Source organism: Amycolatopsis sp. NPDC054798 (assembly GCF_053611505.1).
This window is the reverse complement of the sequence record NZ_JBSHAM010000019.1, coordinates 51134-74433: the sequence shown is the minus strand read 5'-3', so window position 1 is coordinate 74433 and position 23300 is coordinate 51134. Positions and strand designations below refer to the sequence as shown.

The following is a 23300-nucleotide window of genomic DNA, read 5'->3' as shown; positions in this document are numbered from 1 at the left end:
AGGACTCCGATGCCGGACTCGGCGGCGACACTGCGGGCGGCGGGCCTGCGCGTCACCAAGCCGCGGCAAGCTGTGCTCGGCTGGCTCGGCGAGCATCCGCACGCGACGGTCGAGGCGATCGTGGCGGGCGTGCGCGAAAGCCTGGGCAGCGTGTCGATCCAGGCGGTCTACGACGTGCTCGCCGCGTGCGGCGACGCGGGACTGGTCCGCCGGATCGAACTGTCCGGGCATCCGGCGCGGTTCGAACGGCGGACCGGCGACAACCACCACCACGTGGTCTGCCGCCGCTGCGGCCGGGCCGAGGACGTCGACTGCGTCCGCGGCGAAGCGCCGTGCCTGACGCCGCACGACCGGCACGGATTCGCCGTGGACGAGGCCGAGATCGTCTTCTGGGGTCTGTGCCCGGACTGCTCCGGCGTTTCCGACCACCACGAGGAGCTCGCGAGATGACCGAAGAACCGAAACCCCCGGCGACCACCACGGACTCCGGGATCCCGGCCGAGAGCGACGAACATTCGCTCACCGTCGGCCCGGGCGGCCCGATCCTGCTGCAGGACCACTACCTCATCGAGCAGATGGCGCAGTTCAACCGGGAACGGGTGCCGGAGCGGCAGCCGCACGCCAAGGGCAGCGGCGCGTTCGGGCACTTCGAGGTGACCAGCGACGTCAGCCGCTTCACCAAGGCAGCGGTGTTCCAGCCGGGGACCAAAACCGAAATGGCCGCCCGGTTCTCCACCGTCGCGGGCGAGCGCGGCAGCCCGGACACCTGGCGCGACCCGCGCGGATTCGCGCTGAAGTTCTACACCTCCGAGGGAAACTACGACCTCGTCGGCAACAACACCCCGGTGTTCTTCATCAAGGACCCGCTGAAGTTCCAGCACTTCATCCGGTCGCAGAAACGCCGCGCCGACAGCAACCTGCGCGACCACGACATGCAGTGGGACTTCTGGACGCTCTCCCCCGAATCGGCGCACCAGGTCACCTGGCTGATGGGCGACCGCGGGATCCCGCGCACGTGGCGGCACATGAACGGCTACAGCTCGCACACCTACATGTGGGTCAACGCCTCGGGCGAGAAGTTCTGGGTCAAGTACCACTTCAAGACCGACCAGGGCATCGAGTTCTTCACCCAGCACGAGGCCGACCAGATGGCGTCGGCGGACACCGACTACCACACCCGGGACCTGTTCGAGGCCATCGAACGCGGCGACTACCCGAGCTGGACGCTGCACGTGCAGGTGATGCCGTTCGAGGACGCGAAGAACTACCGGTTCAACCCGTTCGACCTGACGAAGGTGTGGCCGCACGGCGACTACCCGCTGATCGAGGTCGGGAAGATGACGCTCGACCGCAACCCGACCGACCACCACACCGAGATCGAGCAGGCCGCGTTCGAGCCGAACAACCTCGTGCCCGGCATCGGCCCGAGCCCGGACCGGATGCTGCTGGGCAGGCTGTTCGCCTACGCCGACGCACACCGGTACCGGATCGGCGCGAACTACAAGCAGCTGCCGGTGAACGCCCCGACCGCGCCGGTGCACAGCTACAGCAAGGACGGCGCGATGCGCTACGCCAAGGTCTCCGACCCGGTGTACGCGCCGAACTCCAAGGGCGGCCCGCGCGCCGACACCGAACGCTACGGCACCCCCGCGGGCTGGCACGCCGACGGCGAGATGGTCCGCTCGGCCTATGTCGACCACGCCGAGGACGACGACTGGGGCCAGGCCGGCACCATGGTCCGCGAGGTGCTGGACGACGCAGCGCGCGAACGGCTGGTGGACAACATCGTCGGGCACCTGCTGAACGGCGTGAGCGAGCCGGTGCTGAAGCGGGCCTTCGAGTACTGGCACAACGTGGACAAGGACCTCGGCGACCGCGTCGAGTCCGGGGTCCGCGCGAAGCAGAACGAGAAGGACCCGAAGGCGGCGGAGCAGGCCAACCCGGCACGGGAGAGCATGCAGCGCAAGGCGTAAACGCTCGTGAGCGGCAATCCCGGTGCTAACCGGGATTGCCGCTCACGAGTCCTCTGTGGACGCTCGGAAAATCGTGCGGCGATTCCCGGCGGCGTGGGTAGAGTGCGCGGCCATGGGGCATTTGGAAGCCGCGCATCTGCGCTACGTGCTGCCCGACGGGCGTCCGCTGCTCGGCGACGTCTCGTTCCGGGTCGGCGAGGGCGCGGTCGTCGCGCTGGTCGGTCCCAACGGCGCGGGGAAAACCACGTTGCTGCGCTTGCTGTCGGGAGAGCTGAAGCCGGACGAGGGCGCGGTCACGGTGTCCGGCGGGCTGGGCGTGATGGCGCAGTTCGTCGGGTCGGTGCGCGACGAGCGCACGGTGCGCGATCTGCTGGTTTCCGTGGCTCCGCAACGGGTTCGCGACGCCGCGCTGGCGGTCGACGCGGCCGAGGAGCGGATGCTGGAGGTCGACGACGAGGCCGCGCAAATGCAGTACGCGCAGGCGCTCAGCGACTGGGCCGAAGCCCGCGGGTACGAGTTCGAGACCACCTGGGACATGTGCACGACCGAAGCGCTCGGCGTGCCGTTCGACCGGGCGCGCTGGCGGCTCGTGCGCACGCTCAGCGGCGGCGAGCAGAAACGGCTGGTGCTGGAAGCGTTGCTGCGCGGGCCGGACGAGGTGCTGCTGCTGGACGAGCCGGACAACTATCTCGACGTGCCCGGCAAACGCTGGCTCGAAGCCCGGCTGAAGGAAACCCGCAAAACCGTCCTGTTCGTCTCGCACGACCGCGAGCTGCTCGCGCGTGCGGCGGACAAGATCGTGAGCGTCGAGCCGGGCGGAGACGGCGCGGACGCCTGGGTCCACGGCGGCGGCTTCGCCACGTATCACGAGGCGCGGCAGGAACGGTTCGCCCGCTACGACGAGCTGCGCCGCCGCTGGGACGAGAAGCACGCCCAGCTCAAACGGCTGGTCCGGGACATGCAGCAGTACGCCGCCCGCAGCGACGAGATGGCGTCGCGGTACAAAGCGGCGCAGACCCGGCTGCGGAAGTTCGAGGAGGCCGGTCCCCCGCCGGAACCGCCGCGGCCGCAGGACATCCGGATGCGGCTGCGCGGCGGTCGCACCGGCGTGCGCGCGGTGACCTGCAAGAACCTCGAACTGACCGGGCTGATGAAACCGTTCTCGCTGGAGATCTTTTTCGGCGAACGAGTGGCGGTGCTCGGCTCGAACGGCTCCGGGAAGTCGCATTTCCTGCGGCTGCTCGCGGGCGGCGACGTCGCGCACACCGGCGAGTGGAAGACCGGCGCGCGCGTCGTGCCCGGCCATTTCGCGCAGACGCACGCCCGCCCGGAGCTCACCGGCCGCACGCTGGTCGACGTGCTGTGGACGGAACACGCGGCCGATCGCGGCGCGGCGATGTCCGCGCTGCGCCGGTACGAACTGCACCGCCAGGGCGAGCAGGCCTTCGACCGGTTGTCCGGCGGGCAGCAGGCGCGGTTCCAGATCCTGCTGCTGGAACTGGCCGGAACCACCGCGCTGCTGCTGGACGAGCCGACGGACAACCTGGACCTGGAATCGGCCGAGGCGCTGCAGGACGGGCTGGAGTCGTACGAGGGCACAGTGCTCGCGGTCACCCACGACCGCTGGTTCGCGCGCTCGTTCGACCGCTACCTGGTCTTCGGTTCGGACGGCGTGGTCCGCGAAACCCCGGAGCCGGTCTGGGACGAGCGGCGGGTCGAGCGGGTTCGCTAGCCCGCTAACGCTTGCGCAGCAAGGCATCCAGCTCGCGCACCAGCTCCCCCGCCCGGCCGCGCCCGCCCGGCGCGTTCGGATACCGCGACAGCACCCGGACGACTGCCGGATCGGCCGCCGGGTGCTGCGCCTTCATCCCGGCCAGCTCGAACGCGTACGCCGCGTGCCCGGCGGGTCCGAGGATGTGCCACACCTGCGTCGCCTTCGCGAGCGGATGCAGGAACGCCGCCCCGGCAGCGGCGACGGCGGCCCGCGCGGCCTCGCTCGCCGCGTCCTGACCGGCGTCGCGGGCTTCCTGGTACGCGCGCTGTGCCGCCCACGCGCTGTCGCGGATTGCCTTGCTGCGCTTGGCTCCTTCGGCGAACGCCCGGGCCGCCTCGATCGCCTCGTGCGGACGGCGGTCGTCCGGACGGGCCTGTTCGAAGATCGGCAAGGCGGGCTCCGCACAGGCCACCGCGTAGGCGGCAACGGCGCGGAGCTCGGCGAGGTCGAGTTCGATCCGCTCGGTCATGTGCTTGAACTGTATCGTTGAACTGCCGGTTGGCACTTCCTGCTGACCTCCGGCAGGAGTACTGGGCGAAACCCTCAACCGGGAAGGACGGCGGTGGACGAGCGGAGGGCGTGGTCCGAAGCCGACAAGGCGGCCTACCGCGAGTTCGTGCGCACCCACCACCCGGACGTCGGCGGCGATCCGGACGAGTTCGCCGCCCGGCTCGACGAGTTCCGGCGCGGCCGGCGAACGGGAATCGCCGCGGGGACCGAACCGGACCCGCACGGCGAACCCCTGGTGTTCGTGCGCCGGAGCCGGGGAGTTCCCCGGCTCCTGGCTGCGTTTGCCGCGCGAAGGCGGCGGAAGCGCAATCCGCGCGTGCGCTAGCGCGTCACATCCCGCCGGTCAGCGCCTGCAGCCCGAGGCTGGACGCGGCGACCGCGATCCACAGGATCGCCCCCATCAGCAGCGGCTTGTGTCCCGCCTTGCGCAGGTCGGACGGCTTGAGCGCGAGCCCGATCCCGGCGAGCGCCATGGTGATCAGGAAGGTGCCAAGCGTCGACAGCGGCGCGTGCCACGATTCCGGGATCCAGCCCGCGCTTTCCACCGTGGCGGCGGCCAGGAAGCCGATCAGGAACGGCGGCACCAGCCGGTGCCAAGGCATGGCGCGCAAGGAAACCCGGCCGCCGGACTGCTTGCGGGCGACGAGCACGGCGAGGAACAGCACGATCGGGATCAGCGTGAGCGTGCGGGTGAGCTTCACGACGAGGCCGTACGCGCCGGCGTCGCCGCCATAGGCGTAGGAAGCCGCGACGACGGACGACGTGTCGTTCACCGCGGTTCCGGCCCACAGGCCGAACGCGTGCGGCGACATCCCGAGCGCGTGGCCGAGCGGCGGGAACAGCAGGACCGCGGCGACGTTGAAGGTGAAGATCGTGCCGAGGGCGTAAGCGATATCGGCTTCCTTCGGTTTCAGCACCGCACTGGTCGCCGCGATCGCGGACGCACCGCAAATGCCGGTGCCGACGCCGATCAGCGTCTGCGTGTCCCCGCGGACGCCGAGCAGCCGGCCGAGCACCCACGCGCCGCCGAGCGCGATCGCGAGCGTGCCGAGCATCACCGGCAGCGACTGCCCGCCGACGTGCACCACCTGCTGGATCGACAGCCCCGTGCCCAGCACGACGATCGACAGCTGGAGCACCGGCCGCGACGCGATGGCGTATCCCGGGCTGAACCGCCAGCCGCGCAGTCCCGGCACGACCGCGCCGGCGACCGCGCCGAGCAGGATCGCGAGCACCGGCCCGCCGACCACCGGAACGAGCTTCCCGCCCGCCGTCGCCACCGCCGCGACCAGCAGCGCGACCGCGAGCCCCGGCACCGGGCGGGCGAGCTTGGCCCGCCACTGCACCGTCGCGCGCGTCGCTCCCAGCGCCGCGCCGGTCACCGGTTCACTCCTGTGCGCACTCTGGCCTCCTCGCTAATGTACGTACATTTAATCTAAGAGCTGTCCGTACATTTGGCAAGCGGTACTGTTCCGGCATGGGCGAGGCAGAGCTGGTCCGCACCGGCGGACAGCCCCTGTGGCAGCAGTTGCAGCAGCGGCTGCTGGTGCGCATCCGCGCCGGGGAGTTCGACAGCGCGTTCCCCGGGGAGCTCGCGCTCGCCGAGGAGTACAGCGTCAGCAGGCAGACGGTCCGCCAGGCGCTGCGGGAACTGCGCGCGGACGGCACGCTCATCGCCGAACGCGGACGCCAGCCCCGCGTGGCCGCGGCCGCCGAGATCCAGCAGCCGCTCGGCGCGCTCTACAGCCTTTTCGCCGCGGTCGAGGAATCCGGGCTCGACCAGCACAGCGTCGTGCGCAGGCTCGACATCCGCGCGGACGCGGTGGTCGCCGAACGGCTGTCGCTGGAGGGCTCCACTCCCCTGCTGTACCTGGAACGCTTGCGGCTGGCCGGGAACGACCCGCTGGCCGTCGACCGGGTGTGGCTGCCCGCCGACCTCGCCCGGCCGCTGCTGAACGCGGACTTCCAGCACACCAGCCTGTACGGCGAACTCCACCGCCGCACCGGCGTCCGGCTCGACCACGGCGAGGAGCAGATCCGCGCGGTCGTGCCGACGCGCGCCGAACGCACCCTGCTGGGCTGCGGCGAAACCGTCGGCGCGTTCTCCATCGGGCGTCTCGGCACCAGCGCGGGCAAACGGATCGAATGGCGGCACACGCTGGTGCGCGGCGACCGGTTCGCGCTGACCGCGGAATTCTCCGGGCGCACCGGGTACCGGCTGGTCACCACGGGGGCACTTGCCGGAACCCGCTGACGCGGCGGGCACCGGATCGCTACGCTCCGCGCATGTCGATCTTCGCGCGGATCCTGCAGGTCTTCTTCATGCTCGCCGGGCTGGCCAGCATCGGTGTCGGGCTGATCATGGTGCTGATCGCCAAACCGCACTGGACGTGCGAGGTGGCGCGCAGCGAGCCGACCTACAGCACGTGCCGCGCAAGCGACCTCGAGTCGCTCACGAGCTACCACCTGTTCTGGTTCGCGCTCGGCCTCGCACTCGAGATCATGGCCGTCGCGGTCGTCGCGGGCGCGCGCCGCAAGACCGTCGAAAGCCTGCTGATGTCGATGAGTTCGCCGGCGGCGGGGCCGATGTCCCCGAGCCCGCTGCCGCCCTCCCCCATGGCTCCGTACTCCGGCTACCCGCAGCAGCCGCCGTACCCGGGGCAGTGACTTCAGCGACTCAGCCGAGCCGGATCCCGGCCAGCTGAGTGCCCTGCGCGACCAGCGTTCCGGCGCTGTCCCACACGTGGCAGGACTCGTCGACCCGCCCGTCGCCGATCAGGTGGGCGCGGTGCAGCACCCGCACCGGGCCGGGAGCCGGGTGCGCTCGCACGTATGCGGTCAATTCGAGCGTCGGAACCCAGCCGGACGGCGCGACGTCGAGGGTCGCCGGAGGCAGGGCGTCGACCGCGAACAGCAGGCTGACCGGGTCGAACGGCTCGTCGCCGGGCAGCGCCAGCAGGGCGCGCAGTTCGCCGCGGCCGCTGGGACCGTCGACGAGCGGGCGGTCGAAGTACACGTCGATCTCGTCGCGGATCGCGATCGGGAAACCGGACGTCAGCTCGGCCGGGCCCCACGGCTCGTCCGGGAACGGACCGAATTCCGGCTTCGGCACACCGTCCTGCCAGAACGGTTCGGCCTCGCCGAGGACACCCAGCGTCAGCAGGGCTTCGACCTGCGGGACGCCGTCCTTGAGCAGCCGTCCGCGCAGCTGGGTCGCGGTCCGGCCGGTGCGCAGCACCTCGACCTCGATCTCCGCCGGGCCCGGTTCGGGCGAGCGCAGGTAGTGCGCGCTGGCGGCGAGGACGTCGGGATGCCCGGACACGACGGTCGCCGCGCGGGCGATCGTGGCCAGCAGGTAGCCGCCGTTCGGGCGGCCGCCGATGGTCCACGCCGGGCTGAGATCGACGCTGAACTCGGTGTCCGAACGCTGCTTGACCGCCGACACCGCGGCGAAGGTCGTCGTGCTCACGGTCCCTCCAGGTGAGTTGCTTCCCGCAACCTACCTGCTAGACCGTTCGGGCGTCCTGGGCACTGAGACTCACGCCACCCCTGCCGCTCCCGTCCCGCGGATTCACCCGGCAAGATGTCCGCGGCACGTGTCGAGAACGACGCGCGGGTTCCGTTCCCTTGGTGAGCCCGCCCGGAAGCGGCGAGCCGGACACTGGAGGAAACGTTATGCCGAAGTACATGCTGCTGCAGACCTACGCCCAGGGCGAAGGCTGCGACGTTCCCCTGCCGGAATGGGCCCCGGAGGACATCCGCGCGCACATCAAGTTCCAGCACGTGCTCAACGCCGAGCTGACCGAAGCCGGGGAACTCGTCGAAGCGGAGGGGCTGGCCGGGCCGGAGGCGGCGAAGACCGTGGTCGCGGACGGCTCCGGCGGGGCGGTCGTCACCGACGGGCCGTTCCCGGAGGGCAAGGAACTGCTGGCCGGCTACCGGGTGGTGGACGTCGAATCGGAGGCGCGGGCGCTGGAGATCGCGACCCGGATCTCGGCCGCGCCGGGCCCGGAAGGCGCGCCGCTGCGGGTGCCGATCGAGGTGCGCCAGGTGATGAGCGCTCCGGCCGTCTGATGTCGCGGGCCGAGGTCGAGGACCTGGTGCGCACGCTCGCGCCCCAGGTCCTCGCCGTCCTCGCGCGCCGGTCCGGCGATTTCGGCGCGGCCGAGGACGCGACACAGGAGGCCCTGCTCGCCGCCGCGCAGCACTGGCCAGCCGAAGGGATCCCGGAGAATCCGCGCGGCTGGCTGTTGCAGACCGCCAGCCGCCGGATCATCGACAGCTTCCGCAGCGAGCAGGCCCGGCGGCGGCGCGAGGACACCGCCGCGGCCGAGCCGCGGGCCGCCGAGGTGCCGGACCGGGACGACACGCTGACGCTGTTGTTCCTGTGCGCGCATCCGTCGCTGACCTCGGCGTCGGCGATCGCGCTGACCTTGCGGGCGGTCGGCGGCCTGACGACCGCGGAGATCGCCAGCGCGTTCCTCGTGCCGGAAACCACGATGGCGCAACGGATCAGCCGGGCCAAGGCGAAAATCAAGAAGTCCGGCCTGCCGTTCCGGATGCCCGCGGCGGACGAGCGGCAGGCGCGGCTCCGGTCCGTGCTGCACGTGCTGTACCTGGTGTTCAACGAGGGATACACGAGCAGCGGCGGCGGCCGGCTGCACCGCACCGAACTGTCCGCCGAGGCGATCCGGCTAGCGCGGCTCCTGCACGCCGCGCTGCCGGACGACGGCGAAGCGGCCGGATTGCTCGCGCTGATGCTGCTCACCGACGCCCGCCGTCCGGCCCGCACCGGACCGGACGGCGACCTCATCCCGCTGGCCGACCAGAACCGGGCGCTGTGGGACCGTTCGCTGATCCGGGAAGGCGTCGCGCTGATCACCGCGGCGCTGACTCACGACGGCATCGGCGAATACCGCCTGCAGGCCGCGATCGCCGCGACGCACGACCTCGCGCTGCGGGCCGAGGACACCGATTGGCCGCGCGTGCTCACGCTGTACACGCGGCTCGAGGCCCTGACCGGCAACCCCGTCGTAACGCTCAACCGAGCGATCGCGACTGCGATGGTGCACGGGCCGGACGCCGGGCTCGCGATGCTGGCCGGGCTCGACGACCGGTTGCCCGGCCACCACCGCCTCGCCGCGGCCCGCGCGCACCTGCTGGAACTGGCCGGCGAACGAGAGGAAGCGATCCGCCACTACACCGCGGCCGCCGCCCGCACCGGAAACACCGCCGAGCAGCGGTATCTGACGCTGCGCGCGGCCCGGCTCCGCGCCATCCATTCCACAAGTCGCTCGCCGATCGGCACCGAGTAGTATCAGGACACTTCACGAGCGGAGCACACCATGGCGAGCATCGAAGACGCCCGTCGCCGGACCGGATACGACGTCACCGAGACGACTGCCGACGACGTGCTCTCCGCCCTGCGCGCCGCCGAACCGCCCGCGCCGGACGCCGGGGTCGTCTGGTGGCTGTACGCGGGCCGGAAACCGCGGACTCCGTATCTGGTCGCCGGTTTGCGCGGCGGCAGGGGAAGCCTGGTGTGGCACGAAAACGGCGAGGCCTACCTGCCCGCGGACGGCAGGGGCGAGGAGCCGGTCGACTACTTCAGTCTGCAGGGCGCGCACTTCCCGCAGCCCTCCGGAAGCGAGGTTTCCGCCGACGAAGTGCTGGGCGCGGTGCGGGAGCTGTGCGAATCCCAGACGCGACCTGCCTGCGTTTCCTGGAAGCGCGCGTAGTTTCTGTCCACATCGGACTGTCTGTCACCTCGGAGCGAAGTCGGCTTTGTGCGCCCGCGCCCACTCGCGGAACGGCGTCGCTCGTCCTACGAACCGTTCCACCGTGTTGTTCACCGGCGCCGCCCGGCCCACCGCAGCCTCTTCCACGTCCATCAGATGCTCCAGAACCGCCGCGGGCATCCATTCCGGACGCCGGGCCAGCGCCTCGCTCCGCGTTTCGGTCACCACTTCGATCGAGCGACCCAGTTCCTCCGCAAGGGTCTCCACCACCGCACGCTGGGTCATCGACTCCGGTCCGGTCAGCGCCAGCCGCTGCCCCGGGTAGCTACGCTCCGTGAGCAGTTTCGCGGCAACCGCGGCCACGTCCGCCTCGGCCGTCGGCGTGAACTGCGACTCCGGCGAGAAGAGCCGCACCGGTTCCCCGGCCCGGATCGCCGCGCCCCAGTCGCGCCGGGTGTTGCCCGCCAGCCAGCCCGGATACAGCACCGTGAACGGCAATCCGGACTCCGCCACCGCCGTCTCCGCGGGCAGATGCCCCCGCCGGATCGGGTTGTCCGCAGCTCCCTCGTAGACGTCCGGCGACGACAACAGCACGACGTAGGACACGCCCTCCTTTCGCGCCGCTGCGAGGAAATCCGCCGCACCGTTCGGCCGCGTCGGATACAGGAAGATCCCGTCCACATCGCGGAGCGCGTCCTCGAACCCTCCCTCGGCCGCGAGATCCAACGACACCGCGTCCGGCAAATCCAGCGCCGCCGCGTCGCGCGCCGACCCCCGCACCTCGTGCCCGCCCTCGCGGAGCACACGGACGACCTCGCTCCCGACATTCCCGCGCGCCCCCGTGACCAGGATGGTCATCCCACACTTCCTTTGCTCTTAAATTAACTTTGTCAGCAAAGCTATAGTCGCTACTCCCCGCTGTCAACCTCCCGCATCCGGTACACGACCGGGCGAGATCGTTGTATGGATCGTGTACGGATCCCTCGGAGACTCCGGCCGTTCGATTCGGACGAGTGAAGGGAGATCCGTCGTGGTCGGGAATGTGACGGTCCGGCGCACGGTCGCCGCACTGCTCGCCGCGGGGGCGGTCACCGCAGTCGCGACGCCGGTGAGCGCCGCCGAGGCTTCCGGCGCCTGGCGCGCCGATCTGTCCTCAGTGGACAGTGACGACGTCAATGTCGCCGCGTCCAGCGGTACGCTCACGCTGCGGGACCCCGCGTGGAGACCCGCTGATCAGGCCGCGGGCAGCGAAGGCTACCTGCTCTCCGCCGAACGGCGCCTGCCCGCGCCGGTGAACCGGGTAGCCGCCGAGATCTCCGCCGACGCACCACAGGGCACCTCGGTCGAAGTCGACGTCCGCGGCCGCTCCGGCGCCGACGACTGGACGGAATGGACCCCCGCGGGCACCGCTCTCCCCCGCGCGGTGAGCGTCGTGCAGACCAGAATCACGCTGTCCAGCACGACAACCGCCCGCCCCGCCGTGCACGACGTCGAACTGACCGGTTCCCTGTCCCCGCAGGCGAACGCCATCGCCGCCGCCACCCCGCTCACCTACACGATCTACGCCACCCGCGAAGGCCTCACCGGCCACACCACCGCGAACGGCCACGTCATCACGAGCAACGACCATTTCGTCGCGCTGCCGTCCGGAAAATCCTTGTCGCCCAAGGGAACCGGCAACTACACCGTGCGCGTGTGCAAGACGGACAACAGCCGCTGCGAGTACGCGCCGGTCTGGGACGTCGGCCCGTGGAACACCAAGGACGACTACTGGAATCCGCCCTCGGTGCGCGCGGAATACAAAGACCTGCCCCAGGGCCAGCCCGAGGCCTACGCCGCCTACCACAACGGCTACAACGGCGGCCGGGACGACCTCGGGTACAAAGTGGGCAACCCCGCGGGCATCGACCTGGCCGACGGCACTTTCAGCTCCGGCGTCGGCCTCGGCGACAACGGAAACGTGAAGGTCACCTACCTGTGGACGGGCTCCGCCGCGGCGACCGGCCTGGTGCAAACGGCGGGCGACCCGGTGAACGTCCGGTCGGGCGCGCACACGACGTCGTCGGTGAAGGGCCTGGCGGCGAACTACGCCAGAGTCAACATCGAGTGCTACGTCAACGGAGACACCGTGACCGGGAAGTTCGGGACCAGCAAAATCTGGGACCGGATCGGGCCTGGGCACTACATTTCGGATACGTACGTGAAGACCGGTTCGGACAGTCCGGTGGCACCGCTCTGCTGAGGCGGGCCGGGGTGCCGGTGCGGGGCTTGTCCCGCACCGGCTTCTCCTTTTCGGGGTTGGGTTTGCCTCTCCCCTCCGCCGCCTCCGTTCACTGCGATCCTTCTCCCTGACCCTGCTCGGGATCCCTTTGCCCGGGCCGTGTTTCAGAAGATCTCCCCCTCAGCGGCCCGGCCTCTCGCGGTTTCCACCCGGTTCAGCGACGGTTTCCCGCTCAACCGCCGGTTAAAGTGGTCAACGTGCGCTGCCGCAGCCGAGGGGGTCCGCCATGCCACGCCGTTTCGCACTCATCGCCGCCGTCGTCCTGCTCGCTGTCGGCCTGAGCGCACCCGCCAACGCCTCTCCGGCCATCATCGGCGGTGAAAAAGCTTCCCTGCAACAACATCCGTACGCAGTGTACTTAGTGGACAGTCACGGAACCCAGTTCTGCGGCGGCGTCATCGTCAGCCGCACCGCGGTCGCGACCGCCGCCCACTGCGCCGCCACCGTCCCGACCGGCGAACTCAGCGTAGTAGCCGGCCGCGAGGACAAACGCAGCCGAGACGGCGTCGTCCGGGCGGTGTCCGCTGCCTGGCAACACCCGAATTTCCACACCCCGCAACAAGGTTGGGACATCGCAGTCCTCACCGTCCGCGGCTCCCTCCCCTACCCCTCCGCCGACCTGGCCCGCGACCCGAGCCGCTACCCCGCCGGCACCGCCGCCACCGTCCTGGGCTGGGGCCGCGTCGCCGACGGCGGCGACCGGTCGGACTACCTGCGCCAAGCCACCGTCCCGATAGCCGACGACTCGACCTGCTACACCGCGTACCCGGAATACTCCTCGGCGAGCATGCTGTGCGCCGGCCACCCGAACGGCGGCATCGACGCCTGCAAAGGCGATTCCGGCGGCCCGTTGATGGTCGGCGACACCGTCGTCGGCATCGTGTCCTACGGCGACGGATGCGGAAAGCCCGGCAAACCCGGGATGTACACCAGGGTGACGTCCTTCGCCGACGAGATCGCCGCCCACGCCGGACTCGGTTGAGGCGACGGGCTCACTCTTGGCTGGGCGGGTGGACGAGGTCCGGGTGTCCGCAGGAGTTTAATGGGTGCCATGTCCGGCTTGGGCAGACAGCCGCGCTGCGCGGAGCGGACTTCACCAGACGAGTCACAGACCCTCACGAGCGCCAGGCCCGGCTGAGGGGCACGGCCGAGACGAACCCGAGCCAGCCAGAGCTCCGCCGACCACGAGCACGCCGAGCCCAAGCACGCCGAGCCCCGGCTGAAGTCCGCCGCGCGGAGCGGAACTCACTGAGCCAGCCACAGCCCTTCGAGCCGCACGCTTGCCGAGTTCGGCCCCTCGCACTGCAAGGAACCGGCTCCAGCCGCGAAGGCCACCACGACGTCACGTGAGCAGGGCTCGACTGCGCCCGGCTTCTGACCGTACAACGCAGTCGCGGCCGGAGTGCGTCGAGCCGGAAATGACTCCGGAGAAACGGGAACGGATCGCTGGATGCCGCGACCGCCGACCGCGAGCGCCGGGCAAGGCACGGTAAGATCCGGGGTATGACTTCGCCGGAGGCCAACAGACGGTAGCCGCCCAGCCGAGAGCTGGGCGGCGGAGTGGCGAGTGCAGCGGCAAATCCCGGCCGGGCAATCCGGCGGGTGCTTGGCCTTAAGCGTCGAAGCTGTCAGGCCGTATCGCGGGCAAGGCTCGTGAGCGTTCCGGCCGGTTAGAACCGGAATCAACACTCACGAGGGCGATGCCAGCGGCCGTGCTCTGGTTCAGGCTTCCTGCGGTCACGGCCCTGTCACCGGCGTGAGACCTGCTTAGCCCGGACACGCCCATGGCGGAAGCTGCTACCGCAGCCATGTCATGGCACGGGCATCTCGCAGCTGGCAACGCACGGCACGGCCTGGGCCAACGGCCCAGGTTCGCAAGCCGCGCACGGTCACAGCTGCCCCGGCACCGGCCACGACAGGCACGCCACGGCACAGCCCGCCCACCCGAGCCAGCGCACCGGCCCGCAGGCCGCGCATGGCCACGTCTTTGGCCGCAAAAAGCCATAGACACAGGCCATCCGCGGCAAACACGCCACACCTGCGGAAGCCATGCCACGGCGACGGACCCAGGGCGGGAAAGCCACGGCACAGCCTGCACACCGGTGCCAACGGCCCGAGCCCGCAAGCTACATGCGGCGACGGCCATGGCGGCAGCTGCTATCGCAGCCATGCCATGGGCACTGGCCTCACGGCTGGCACGCCACGGGGCACAGGCTCCACGGCAGACATGGCCATGGGCACAGGTTTCAGAGCTGGCACGCCACGGCACCCAGCCACCGACGGCAGGCACGCCACGGGGCACAAGCTCCACGCAGGCACGGCCACAGGCACCGGCCTCAGAGCTGGCACGCCCCGGTGCCAGCCACCGACGGCTGGCACCGGGGCACAGGCTCCGCGGCAGGCACGGCCACGGGCATCAGCTCACAGCAGCCAAGCCCGGCACCCTGCCCGAGCCAGCGCAGCCACCCCGGCACAGGCCACCCGCGACAGGCACAGCTACGGCAGCCACCGGCACCGGCACCGACCCACGGCAGCCAAGCCCGGCACGAGCCAGCGCAGCCCACCGCAGCCACCGCACCCCGAACCGTCCTCATCCCTCCGGCGTCCCACCGGACGCCGTAAAACCTCCGGAGTCGATCCGCCTTGTCTCCTGTCCTTTTCATCCTCGCCGGCGCGGTCTTCGCGCAGGGCACGTCCGAGTTCGTCCTTTCCGGGCTGCTCCCCCAGATCGCCGCGGGCACCGGCGTTTCCCTCGGCACCGCCGGGTTGCTCACCTCCCTTTTCGCGGCCGGAATGGTCGTCGGCGCACCGGTGCTCGCCATGCTCGGCAGCAAGTTGCCGCGCAAGCTGGCGCTGCTCGCCTTCCTCGGGCTTTTCTGCGCAGTACACGTCATCGGCGCCCTCACCACCGACTTCCCGCTCCTGCTCGCGACCCGCGCCCTCGCGGCGTTCGCCAACGCCGGGTTCCTAGCCGTAGCGCTCGCGTCTCTGCCCGCGCTCGTCCCAGCGGACGCTGTCGGGCGCGCGACTTCCGTGCTGCTTTCCGGTGTCACGCTCGCGTGCATCGTCGGCGTTCCGGCCGGGACGGTGCTCGGGCAGTACGCCGGGTGGCAGGCCGCGTTCTGGGCCATCGCGGCGATCACCGCGGTGGCCGCCGCGGCGTTGGCCACGACGAAGTTCGACGATCCGCCTGCGACCAGCCCGGTGTATCGCGAGTGGCGGGTGCTGGCCCGGCCCCGCGTCGCGATCACCGTGGTCAAGGGGGTTCTCGTCAACGGCGGGACGTTCGCGGCCTTCACTTACCTCGGCACCATGAGCGCGCTGACCGGGTGGGTTCCGGTCGTGCTCGCGGCTTTCGGAGTGGGGTCGTTCGCCGGCGTCACGGTCGCGGGCAAGGTCGGGCCGAAGATCCTCAAGGCGGGCACGGCAGTGCTTACCGCCGTGTGGGTGGCGGCGTTCTTCGCGGCGCAGAGTCTTCCGGGGCTCCTGGCAGCCGCGTTGGTCACCGGGGCGATGGCGTTCGGCGTCGGGTCCGCGTTGATCGCTGCGATCGTCACGTCCGCCAGCGGTGACGCGCCGCGGGTAGCGGGGGCGATCGCGACGACGGCGTTCAATCTCGGCGCGGTGGTCGGGCCCGCAGTGGCGGGGGCCTTCGTGCTCGACGCGACGCATGCGCGGGCGGCGTTCTGGGTGAGTGCGGCTTTCACTGCCGTGGCGATGGTCCTGCGGGTGAAGAAATAAAGAAAGGCGGCCCGGGCGGAAAGAGCCCGGGCCGCCTTTCGAAACTAGCTCAGCGCAGGGTGTCCCAGCCCGCGTAGCGAGCCTCGGTGCCCAGCTCCTCCTCGATGCGGATCAGCTGGTTGTACTTCGCGGTGCGGTCGGACCGCGACAGCGAACCGGTCTTGATCTGGCCGCATCCGGTCGCCACCGCGAGGTCGGCGATGGTGGTGTCCTCGGTCTCGCCCGAACGGTGCGACATGACCGCCGAGTAGCCCGCCTTGTGCGCGGTGTCGACCGCGGACAGCGTCTCGGTCAGGGTGCCGATCTGGTTGACCTTGATGAGGATCGAGTTGGCGATGCCGCGCTTGATGCCGTCGCGCAGGATCTCGACGTTCGTGCAGAACAGGTCGTCGCCGACGAGCTGCACGCGGTCGCCGATGCCGTCGGTCAGCTGCTTCCAGCCGGTGTAGTCGTCCTGCGCGAGACCGTCCTCGATCGACACGATCGGGAAACGCTCGGTCAGCTCGGTCAGGTACGCGACGTGCTCCTCGACGCTGCGCTTGCGGCCCTCGCCGGTGTAGTCGTAGACGCCGTCGCGGTAGAACTCCGACGCCGCCGGGTCCAGCAGCAGCGCGATGTCCTTGCCCGGCTCGTAGCCGGTCTTCTCGATCGCGCGGACCACGAACTCGAGCGCCTCGTCGGCCGACCCCAGCTGCGGCGCGAACCCGCCCTCGTCTCCGACATTCGTGTTGTGTCCCGCGTCGTGCAGCGATTTCCGCAGCGTGTGGAACACCTCCGAGCCCATCCGCACGGCCTCGGCGAACGTCGACGCGCCGACCGGGCCGATCATGAACTCCTGGAAGTCGATCGGGTTGTCCGCGTGCGCGCCGCCGTTGATGATGTTCATCATCGGCATCGGCAGCAGGTGCGCGTACACCCCGCCGACGTAGCGGTACAGCGGCAGCGTGTTCGCCGCGGCGGCGGCCTTCGCCACCGCCAGCGAGACCCCGAGCGTCGCGTTCGCGCCGAGGCGGGCCTTGTTCTCGGTGCCGTCGAGGGCGATCAGGGCGCGGTCGACGTCGGCCTGCGCCTCGGCCTCCATGCCGACCACGGCGTCGGCGATCTCGCCGTTCACCGCGTCGACCGCCTTGCGCACGCCCTTGCCGTGGAACCGCTTCGCGTCGCCGTCCCGCAGCTCAACGGCCTCGCGCGTGCCGGTGGAGGCCCCGGACGGCACCGCCGCCCTGCCCGCCGACCCGTCCGCCAGCACCACGTCGACCTCGACCGTCGGGTTGCCCCGGCTGTCGAGCACCTCACGGCCCCGGACCCGGACGATGCCTGTCATAACGCTCCTCGGAGGTTCGAGCCGAAGCACTCAGCGCACGCTCCGTGAAGCGCTCCGACCAGCTAGGCGGCACCACGGCGAGCCGCACGTCAGGACGCAGGCTAGCAGAACGCCTCTGAATCGATCCGGCGAAGCCCGGACACTCCACTTCGGACAGTCCGGAAACCGTTTCCCGGCAAAGGGAACGAACCGGAGCCCGCGCGAAAGACACTTCACGTCCCGTACAGCTCGCGTTCATCGGCGGGCCGCGCGGCCAGCATAGCTTCGCTTCCGTCCGGGAGCCGGAGGAGGCCCGCCGCATGTCCGACGCTGTAAGCCGTCGAGGAGCCTTAGGCATCATGGGCGCGACCGCTGCCGTACCACTGCTCGGCACTGGTATGGCAACCGCTGCCCCGCTCATGCCAACCCCGGGCGGTGGCGCGACACCGGTACAGGGTTTGCATCTCACGTTCGGCCGCGATCCCGCGCGGCAGATGGTGGTCTCGTGGCTCACCGACGGCCCCGTCCGCCGTCCCCGCGTCATCTACGGGACGCTCGACAGCGGCTTCGGCTCGTACGCGCCCGCGGTCACCCGCACCTACGTCGACGGCGCTTCCCATCGCACGGTCTGGGTGCATCACGCCGAGATCAGCCATCTGTGCCCGAACACCGAGTACCTCTACGTCGCCCAGCACGAGGGCGCGACGCCCGACGCGGGCACGTTCCGCACCGCGCCCAGCGGCCGCTCCGCGTTCACCTTCACCAGCTTCGGCGACCAATCGGCACCGCAGGTCACCTGGGATCTCAAGGGCGCGCCCGCGCTCGACTTCTTCTCCACCCCGGCCACGAAGGACATCGTCACCGGCATCGAGACCGTCGCGCCGCTGTTTCACCTGCTCAACGGCGACCTCTGCTACGCCAACCTCGACGTCGACCGCGTGCGCACCTGGAACAACTTCTTCACCAACAACACCCGCTCGGCGCGCTACCGGCCGTGGATGCCCGCCGCGGGCAACCACGAGATCGAGAAGAGCAACGGCGCGCTCGGAATGGATGCCTACCAGGCGTATTTCCAGCTGCCCTCGACCGAAACCGACCCGGAACTCGCCGGTCTCTGGTACGGCTTCACCGTCGGCGCGGTGCGGGTGATCGTGCTGCAGAACGACGACAACTGCCTGCAGGACGGCGGCGACGTCTACGTCAACGGCTACTCCGGCGGACGGCAGCTCGCCTGGCTGGAGAAAGAACTCGCCGCGGCGCGGGCGTCGCACGACGTGGACTGGATCGTCGTCGCGATGCACCAGGTCATGATCAGCACGTCCGACGCGAATGGCGCCGACCTGGGCCTCCGCGAAAAGTACGGCCCGCTGTTCGACCGCTACGGCGTCGATCTGGTGCTCTGCGGGCACGAGCACGATTACGAACGTTCCCTCGCTGTCCACGGCGTCGTCCCGGAAAGCGAAACTCTCACGCCGAACCCGGTGTCCGACGCGACGGACGACATCGACGCCACGCACGGAACCGTCCACATGATTCTCGGCGGAGGCGGCGTCTCCGGCACCACCAACGGCAGCTTCTTCACCGACGGCACCGGAAAGGTGCTGACTGCCGTCGCGGGCAAACGGGATCCCGCGACCGGAAAGCGGAAACCGACCTACGTGCGCGAAAAAGCGGTGTGGAGCGCGGTGCGCGATCTCGACCACCCCTACGGGTTCGCCGCGTTCACCGTGGATCCCGGGCACCGCCCGGGATCCACGACGACCATGCACGTCACCTACTACAACGTGAACAAGCCGACCGGCGAGCTGTCGGTCTTCGAGCGGTTCTCGCTACACCGCAAGCGCGCCGACGGCTGACGTCAACCCCTTCCCCGCCCTGGTCCGGACCACCCCTCAAGCCGGACAGCACGATCCTTAGCCGCGCTACGCTTGTCAGCGGACCCGGCGGCCGCAACGGACACCTCCCCCATCGTCCGTCCATTGTGGACCTCGGGCCGCGAGGAGCGCCCATGGATCACGCCGTCACCCCCTTCGTGCTGGACCCGGCGGCGCCGGACGTGCACGGCGAGGGCGCCCGGCTTCGCGCCCGCGGACCGCTGACCGTGGTCGAACTGCCGGGCGGCGTGCTCGCCTGGTCGGTCACCAGCCTGCCGCTGCTGCGCACCCTGCTCGCCGACCCGCGGGTGTCGAAAGACGCCCGGCGGCACTGGCCCGCCTACCGGGACGGCGAGATCACCCCCGATTGGCCGTTGCACATCTGGGTTTCGGTGCAGAACATGTTCACTGCCTACGGCGCCGAACATCGCCGGCTGCGGTCGCTGGTGTCCAAGGCTTTCGCGCCCGGCCGGATCGCCGCGCTGCGCCCGGTGGTCGCCGAAATCGTCGACGGCCTGCTCGCCGATCTCGAAGCCGGGCCGACGGAAACCGACCTGCGCGAGCAGTACTGCTACCGGCTGCCGATCGAGGTGATCTGCGGTCTGGTCGGCGTCCCCGAACAAGCCCGGCCGGGCCTGCGCACCGCGGTGGCCGGGATCTTCGCGACGTCGGCGACCCCGGAAGAAGCGACCGCGAACGTCGAGCTGCTGTACGGAATTCTGGCCGACCTTGTCGAACAGCGGCGCGCCGAGCCGGGCGACGACCTCGCCACCGCGCTCATCACCGCCCGCGACGAGGACGGCTCCCGGCTCAGCGAAGCGGAACTGGTGGACACGCTGATCCTGGTGATCACCGCCGGTCACGAGACGACGGTCAACCTGCTCGACCAGGCCGTGACCGCACTGCTGACCCATCCCGCCCAGCTGCGGCAGCTTCTCGAGGGAACGCGCACCTGGTCGGACGTGGTCGACGAGACTTTGCGCTGGCAGGCACCGCTTTCGCACCTGCCGCTGCGGTTCGCGCGGGAGGACATCGAGGTCGAGGGCACGACCATCCACGCGGGCGACCCGATTCTCGCGTCGTTCGGCCCGGCCGGGCGCGACGAGAATTACCACGGCCCGGATGCGCACGAGTTCGACCTGTCCCGGAAGGACAAAACGACGCTCGCGTTCGGCCACGGCGTGCACTACTGCCTCGGTGCGCAGCTCGCCCGGATGGAAGCGGAACTCGGGCTGCCCGCGTTGTTCGAGCGGTTCCCGGACCTGGCGCTGGCAGTGCCCGGCGAGAAGCTGGAACCGGTGCCGTCGTTCATCACCAACGGGCACGTGACCCTGCCGGTGCGGCTGCGGGACTAGCCGCCGCGGACTGCGGTGCGGGTGGTTCCTGGTCTCGCTGGCTGAAGACCGGACGGTCATCAGGCCGCTTTAGCCGCCCGGTTGCTACGCCACGGACCTCGCGCTGGTATTGCACGAAGGCCGGAACCGAAGACCTCGGCAACCAGGCCGTCTCGCCGAACTACGCGCCCCAGTCGGCGAGCACCTTTTCCGTGTCCGCGCCCGGAACCGGCGGCGGCGACGGCACATCCGTGGTGCTGCGCGAAAACCGCGGCGCCGGAGCGGGCTGGACGATTCCGTCCAGCGTGATCAGGCCCGACCGCGCGGCGATGTGCGGGTGGCTGGCGGCCTCGTCGGGAGCGAGGACCGGCGTGACGCACGCGTCGGTGCCGTCGAATACCTCGGCCCATTCGTCGCGGGTGCGGCTGAGGAACGCACGGGTGAAGGTGGCGCGGAGCGTAGGCCAGCCGTCGCGGTCCAGTTGCGGCGGCAAGTCTTCGTCAGCCAGGCCGAGGCCGTTCAGGAGGGCCGCGTAGAACTGCGGTTCGAGAGAGCCGACGGCGACGTAGCGGCCGTCCGCGCAGACGTAGGTGTCGTAGAACGGCGCGCCGCCGTCCAGGAGGTTCGTGCCGCGTTCGTCGGACCACGAACCCAGGCCGCGCAAGGCCCACATCATCTGGGACAGCACGTTCACGCCGTCGACCATCGCCGCGTCCACGACCTGGCCGCGCCCGGTCCGGCCGCATTCCCACAACGCCGCGAGCACGCCCGCGATCAGGAACATCGACCCGCCGCCGAAGTCGCCGACCAGGTTGAGCGGCGGCACCGGACGTTCGCCCGCGCGGCCGATCGCGTGCAGCACCCCGGTGAGGCCGAGGTAGTTGATGTCGTGCCCGGCGCGCTGGGCGAGCGGGCCGTCCTGGCCCCAGCCGGTCATCCGGCCGTAGACCAGCCGGGGATTGCACGCGAAGCAGTCGTCCGGGCCGACGCCGAGCCGTTCGGTGACGCCCGGGCGCAGGCCCTCGATCAGCACGTTCGCTTTCGCCGCGAGCCGCAGCACGAGTTCGCGGCCCTCGGGGGTCTTGAGGTCGGCCGCGACCGAGCGGCGGCCGCGCAGCAGCGGGTCCGGCTTGCCGCCGCTGAGGTCGAGCGATCCGGAGGGCCGTTCCACCCGGACGACGTCCGCGCCCAGGTCGGCGAGCACCATGCAAGCGTGCGGCCCCGGCCCGATCCCGGCCAGTTCGACGACTTTCAGCCCGCTCAACGGTCCCGCCACACGTCCTCCTCGGCCTCGGCGCCCTGCCGCGGCGACCCTACCGGCCGGTCCGGCCCGGACCCGAGCGTGTGGGGTAACCCACCCGTGGCCCGACCCGGGCAGAACCGGCACCGCGCCTCACCCGAACCGGGGACTGGCGTCTCGCGGCCGCGCTGTCCGGGTACCCGGCTGGTATCCATGGATCACGAATGGATCAAGGAGGATTTCGATGAGCTTTTTCGACCAGGCCAAGGACAAGGTCCAGGAATTCGCGGGCAAAAACCCGGACAAGGTGAGCCAGGGCGTCGACAAGGCGGCCGAATTCGCCGACGAGAAAACCGGCGGCAAGCACGGCGACCAGATCCGCCAGGGCGCGGACAAACTGAAGGAAAACTTCGGCGGCGGCCAGGAAGGCGGCCAGGACCAGGGCGGCGGGCAGCCGCAGGGCGGCTTCGACCAGGGCGGCCAGCCGGGCGAGCAGCAGTAGCGACGGCTGGTTCGGCCTGAGTTCCCGCGCTGGGTGCGTCTGCGCGCAGCAGCAGCGAGAACCGGGGTGGCCTGGGTTATCGTGCCGAGCGCACCGGCGGTTGTCGGCCGCGGCGGCTGAGCGGCGCTGAAGCGGCACTGACCAGGCCGCGATCAGGCCAATCCGGCCGAGGCGACTGAGCGGCGCTGGACCGGCAATAGCCAGGCAGCAGCCACGATCAATCCGGCCTCAGCGGAAAACCGGCCGCATCGAACGGCACGGGGCGGCATTTCCCGCGCGATTTCCGGTGTGTTCACCCGGTCCGCGCGGAAATGCCGCCCCGTTTTCCGTGCGGCTCGCCCGCCATCCGAAATTGTTTCACGACCCCGTGGTCCGCCGCGCCTTTCCGGCATTCGGTCAGCCGGGTTTGCGGGCCGAGATCAGCACGTGCTCCTCCGGTGCCGCCCCCGATTCGCCCGGCTCGAAGGTCTCCTCCCGGGTACCGGTCACCTCCAGCCCGGCCGCGCGCACGCGGTCGACCAGCGCGTCCACTGGGAAGCTCGTCACCCGGATCGAGTGGCCGAGGAAGTCGATCGGCAGATCCTCGATGTCACCCGGCACTGTGACCAGCGCGAACCGTCCGCCCGGAGCCAGCCAGCCGGCGATGCGGCCGAGGACGCGCTCCGTCTCGGCCCTCGGCAGCTGCACGAACGAAAAGAACGCGCAGACCGCGTCCCACGTCCCCGGTTCCGAGTCCCATTCCCGCACGTCGGCCTGCACGAACTCGGCCCCGGGCACCTGCTCGCGGGCGATCCGCACCATCTCCGCCGACACGTCGATCCCGGTCACCCGATGTCCCGCGGCGACCAGCGCCGCCGCGGCGGGACGGCCGGTCCCGCTGCCGACGTCGAGCACACGCGCCGACGGCGGCAGCGCCTCGATCAGCTCCCGCACTGCCGCGTCCACGACCGGCCGGTGGCCGAACGCTTCCTCATACCCGGCACCGATCGCGTCGAACAGTTCCGCCGCGGTGGTCAGCTCCTCGGACATG

At 70.5% G+C, this 23300-nt stretch carries 22 protein-coding genes; 15 read left to right on the top strand and 7 right to left on the bottom strand.

The features are described from left to right. Nucleotides 1-9: 9 nt before the first annotated feature. From ACWGIC_RS14790 to ACWGIC_RS14780, 3 genes are all read left to right on the top strand, one after another. Nucleotides 10-450 carry a Fur family transcriptional regulator gene (locus ACWGIC_RS14790; protein ID WP_452076447.1) on the top strand — a complete coding sequence of 147 codons (441 nt, stop codon included), beginning with the start codon at nucleotides 10-12 and terminating at the stop codon, nucleotides 448-450. Beyond that, nucleotides 447-1973: a catalase gene (locus ACWGIC_RS14785; RefSeq protein ID WP_452076446.1), complete on the top strand. Its 1527-nt coding sequence runs from the start codon at nucleotides 447-449 to the stop codon at nucleotides 1971-1973. The genes ACWGIC_RS14790 and ACWGIC_RS14785 overlap by 4 nt, the downstream gene beginning before the upstream one ends. Nucleotides 1974-2085: 112 nt before the next feature. Continuing rightward, nucleotides 2086-3705: an ABC-F family ATP-binding cassette domain-containing protein gene (locus ACWGIC_RS14780; RefSeq protein WP_452076445.1), complete on the top strand. Its 1620-nt coding sequence runs from the start codon at nucleotides 2086-2088 to the stop codon at nucleotides 3703-3705. Between the two features lie 4 nt (nucleotides 3706-3709). Here the strand turns inward: ACWGIC_RS14780 and ACWGIC_RS14775 are convergent, their stop codons facing one another. Further along, nucleotides 3710-4216, bottom strand: coding sequence for a putative immunity protein (locus ACWGIC_RS14775; protein ID WP_452076444.1), 507 nt, complete (start codon nucleotides 4214-4216; stop codon nucleotides 3710-3712). 93 nt (nucleotides 4217-4309) lie between these two features. Between ACWGIC_RS14775 and ACWGIC_RS14770 the strand changes: the two genes are divergently transcribed. Then, nucleotides 4310-4582, top strand: coding sequence for a hypothetical protein (locus tag ACWGIC_RS14770; protein ID WP_452076443.1), 273 nt, complete (start codon nucleotides 4310-4312; stop codon nucleotides 4580-4582). A 4-nt stretch (nucleotides 4583-4586) separates the two neighbouring features. Here the strand turns inward: ACWGIC_RS14770 and ACWGIC_RS14765 are convergent, their stop codons facing one another. After that, nucleotides 4587-5639 carry a YeiH family protein gene (locus ACWGIC_RS14765; protein ID WP_452076442.1) on the bottom strand — a complete coding sequence of 351 codons (1053 nt, stop codon included), beginning with the start codon at nucleotides 5637-5639 and terminating at the stop codon, nucleotides 4587-4589. 95 nt (nucleotides 5640-5734) lie between these two features. On the opposite strand from ACWGIC_RS14765, the gene ACWGIC_RS14760 reads away from it, so the two are divergent. Both ACWGIC_RS14760 and ACWGIC_RS14755 read left to right on the top strand, forming a co-directional pair. Then, nucleotides 5735-6511: a GntR family transcriptional regulator gene (locus ACWGIC_RS14760; RefSeq protein WP_452076441.1), complete on the top strand. Its 777-nt coding sequence runs from the start codon at nucleotides 5735-5737 to the stop codon at nucleotides 6509-6511. Between the two features lie 32 nt (nucleotides 6512-6543). Further along, the gene (locus ACWGIC_RS14755) at nucleotides 6544-6924 is read left to right on the top strand and encodes a hypothetical protein (protein WP_452076440.1); all 381 of its coding nucleotides are present in this window, start codon (nucleotides 6544-6546) and stop codon (nucleotides 6922-6924) included. A 10-nt stretch (nucleotides 6925-6934) separates the two neighbouring features. On the opposite strand, the gene ACWGIC_RS14750 is transcribed toward ACWGIC_RS14755, so the two are convergent. Then, on the bottom strand, nucleotides 6935-7726 hold the full coding sequence (locus tag ACWGIC_RS14750; protein ID WP_452076439.1) for a thioesterase family protein: 792 nt from the start codon (nucleotides 7724-7726) through the stop codon (nucleotides 6935-6937). A gap of 206 nt (nucleotides 7727-7932) precedes the next feature. On the opposite strand from ACWGIC_RS14750, the gene ACWGIC_RS14745 reads away from it, so the two are divergent. From ACWGIC_RS14745 to ACWGIC_RS14735, 3 genes are read left to right on the top strand one after another with little or no spacing between them, the layout of a single operon-like run. Then, nucleotides 7933-8331, top strand: coding sequence for a YciI family protein (locus tag ACWGIC_RS14745; RefSeq protein WP_452076438.1), 399 nt, complete (start codon nucleotides 7933-7935; stop codon nucleotides 8329-8331). Beyond that, nucleotides 8331-9572, top strand: a complete 1242-nt coding sequence (locus ACWGIC_RS14740; RefSeq protein WP_452076437.1) for an RNA polymerase sigma factor — start codon at nucleotides 8331-8333, stop codon at nucleotides 9570-9572. The genes ACWGIC_RS14745 and ACWGIC_RS14740 overlap by 1 nt, the downstream gene beginning before the upstream one ends. A gap of 30 nt (nucleotides 9573-9602) precedes the next feature. Further along, nucleotides 9603-9995, top strand: coding sequence for an Imm1 family immunity protein (locus ACWGIC_RS14735; RefSeq protein WP_452076436.1), 393 nt, complete (start codon nucleotides 9603-9605; stop codon nucleotides 9993-9995). A 24-nt stretch (nucleotides 9996-10019) separates the two neighbouring features. Here the strand turns inward: ACWGIC_RS14735 and ACWGIC_RS14730 are convergent, their stop codons facing one another. Then, entirely contained in the window at nucleotides 10020-10853 is an 834-nt protein-coding gene (locus ACWGIC_RS14730) for an SDR family oxidoreductase (RefSeq protein ID WP_452076435.1), read from the bottom strand. A gap of 172 nt (nucleotides 10854-11025) precedes the next feature. Here ACWGIC_RS14730 and ACWGIC_RS14725 point away from each other — a divergent pair, with 172 nt between their 5' ends. From ACWGIC_RS14725 to ACWGIC_RS14715, 3 genes are all read left to right on the top strand, one after another. Beyond that, the gene (locus ACWGIC_RS14725) at nucleotides 11026-12237 is read left to right on the top strand and encodes a hypothetical protein (protein WP_452076434.1); all 1212 of its coding nucleotides are present in this window, start codon (nucleotides 11026-11028) and stop codon (nucleotides 12235-12237) included. Between the two features lie 265 nt (nucleotides 12238-12502). Continuing rightward, entirely contained in the window at nucleotides 12503-13258 is a 756-nt protein-coding gene (locus ACWGIC_RS14720; RefSeq protein WP_452076433.1) for a S1 family peptidase, read from the top strand. A 1661-nt stretch (nucleotides 13259-14919) separates the two neighbouring features. Next, complete coding sequence (locus ACWGIC_RS14715) at nucleotides 14920-16017, top strand: MFS transporter (RefSeq protein WP_452076432.1); 1098 nt, start codon at nucleotides 14920-14922, stop codon at nucleotides 16015-16017. 49 nt (nucleotides 16018-16066) lie between these two features. Here ACWGIC_RS14715 and eno read toward each other — a convergent pair whose 3' ends face one another. Beyond that, complete coding sequence (gene eno / locus ACWGIC_RS14710; RefSeq protein ID WP_452076431.1) at nucleotides 16067-17341, bottom strand: phosphopyruvate hydratase; 1275 nt, start codon at nucleotides 17339-17341, stop codon at nucleotides 16067-16069. Nucleotides 17342-17640: 299 nt separating this feature from the next. On the opposite strand from eno, the gene ACWGIC_RS14705 reads away from it, so the two are divergent. Both ACWGIC_RS14705 and ACWGIC_RS14700 read left to right on the top strand, forming a co-directional pair. Continuing rightward, the gene (locus tag ACWGIC_RS14705) at nucleotides 17641-19176 is read left to right on the top strand and encodes a fibronectin type III domain-containing protein (RefSeq protein ID WP_452076430.1); all 1536 of its coding nucleotides are present in this window, start codon (nucleotides 17641-17643) and stop codon (nucleotides 19174-19176) included. A 152-nt stretch (nucleotides 19177-19328) separates the two neighbouring features. Continuing rightward, the gene (locus tag ACWGIC_RS14700; protein ID WP_452076429.1) at nucleotides 19329-20549 is read left to right on the top strand and encodes a cytochrome P450 family protein; all 1221 of its coding nucleotides are present in this window, start codon (nucleotides 19329-19331) and stop codon (nucleotides 20547-20549) included. 160 nt (nucleotides 20550-20709) lie between these two features. On the opposite strand, the gene ACWGIC_RS14695 is transcribed toward ACWGIC_RS14700, so the two are convergent. After that, nucleotides 20710-21804 (bottom strand): CaiB/BaiF CoA transferase family protein, encoded by a 1095-nt coding sequence (locus ACWGIC_RS14695; RefSeq protein WP_452076428.1) that lies wholly within the window; start codon nucleotides 21802-21804, stop codon nucleotides 20710-20712. Between the two features lie 208 nt (nucleotides 21805-22012). Here ACWGIC_RS14695 and ACWGIC_RS14690 point away from each other — a divergent pair, with 208 nt between their 5' ends. Then, the gene (locus ACWGIC_RS14690) at nucleotides 22013-22270 is read left to right on the top strand and encodes an antitoxin (RefSeq protein ID WP_452076427.1); all 258 of its coding nucleotides are present in this window, start codon (nucleotides 22013-22015) and stop codon (nucleotides 22268-22270) included. Between the two features lie 396 nt (nucleotides 22271-22666). On the opposite strand, the gene ACWGIC_RS14685 is transcribed toward ACWGIC_RS14690, so the two are convergent. Further along, nucleotides 22667-23299, bottom strand: a complete 633-nt coding sequence (locus ACWGIC_RS14685) for a class I SAM-dependent methyltransferase (protein ID WP_452076426.1) — start codon at nucleotides 23297-23299, stop codon at nucleotides 22667-22669. Nucleotide 23300: the final 1 nt, after the last annotated feature.

Bases quoted from the DNA above. Each gene is read 5' to 3' on its own strand.
- ACWGIC_RS14785 (WP_452076446.1), top strand. From the start codon at position 447: ATGACCGAAGAACCGAAACCCCCGGCGACCACCACGGACTCCGGGATC.
- ACWGIC_RS14735 (WP_452076436.1), top strand. From the start codon at position 9,603: ATGGCGAGCATCGAAGACGCCCGTCGCCGGACCGGATACGACGTCACC.
- ACWGIC_RS14755 (WP_452076440.1), top strand. From the start codon at position 6,544: ATGTCGATCTTCGCGCGGATCCTGCAGGTCTTCTTCATGCTCGCCGGG.
- ACWGIC_RS14775 (WP_452076444.1), bottom strand. From the start codon at position 4,216: ATGACCGAGCGGATCGAACTCGACCTCGCCGAGCTCCGCGCCGTTGCC.
- ACWGIC_RS14685 (WP_452076426.1), bottom strand. From the start codon at position 23,299: ATGTCCGAGGAGCTGACCACCGCGGCGGAACTGTTCGACGCGATCGGT.
- ACWGIC_RS14790 (WP_452076447.1), top strand. From the start codon at position 10: ATGCCGGACTCGGCGGCGACACTGCGGGCGGCGGGCCTGCGCGTCACC.
- ACWGIC_RS14705 (WP_452076430.1), top strand. From the start codon at position 17,641: ATGTCCGACGCTGTAAGCCGTCGAGGAGCCTTAGGCATCATGGGCGCG.
- ACWGIC_RS14760 (WP_452076441.1), top strand. From the start codon at position 5,735: ATGGGCGAGGCAGAGCTGGTCCGCACCGGCGGACAGCCCCTGTGGCAG.
- ACWGIC_RS14740 (WP_452076437.1), top strand. From the start codon at position 8,331: ATGTCGCGGGCCGAGGTCGAGGACCTGGTGCGCACGCTCGCGCCCCAG.
- ACWGIC_RS14780 (WP_452076445.1), top strand. From the start codon at position 2,086: ATGGGGCATTTGGAAGCCGCGCATCTGCGCTACGTGCTGCCCGACGGG.
- ACWGIC_RS14730 (WP_452076435.1), bottom strand. From the start codon at position 10,853: ATGACCATCCTGGTCACGGGGGCGCGCGGGAATGTCGGGAGCGAGGTC.
- eno (WP_452076431.1), bottom strand. From the start codon at position 17,341: ATGACAGGCATCGTCCGGGTCCGGGGCCGTGAGGTGCTCGACAGCCGG.
- ACWGIC_RS14700 (WP_452076429.1), top strand. From the start codon at position 19,329: ATGGATCACGCCGTCACCCCCTTCGTGCTGGACCCGGCGGCGCCGGAC.
- ACWGIC_RS14690 (WP_452076427.1), top strand. From the start codon at position 22,013: ATGAGCTTTTTCGACCAGGCCAAGGACAAGGTCCAGGAATTCGCGGGC.
- ACWGIC_RS14720 (WP_452076433.1), top strand. From the start codon at position 12,503: ATGCCACGCCGTTTCGCACTCATCGCCGCCGTCGTCCTGCTCGCTGTC.
- ACWGIC_RS14745 (WP_452076438.1), top strand. From the start codon at position 7,933: ATGCCGAAGTACATGCTGCTGCAGACCTACGCCCAGGGCGAAGGCTGC.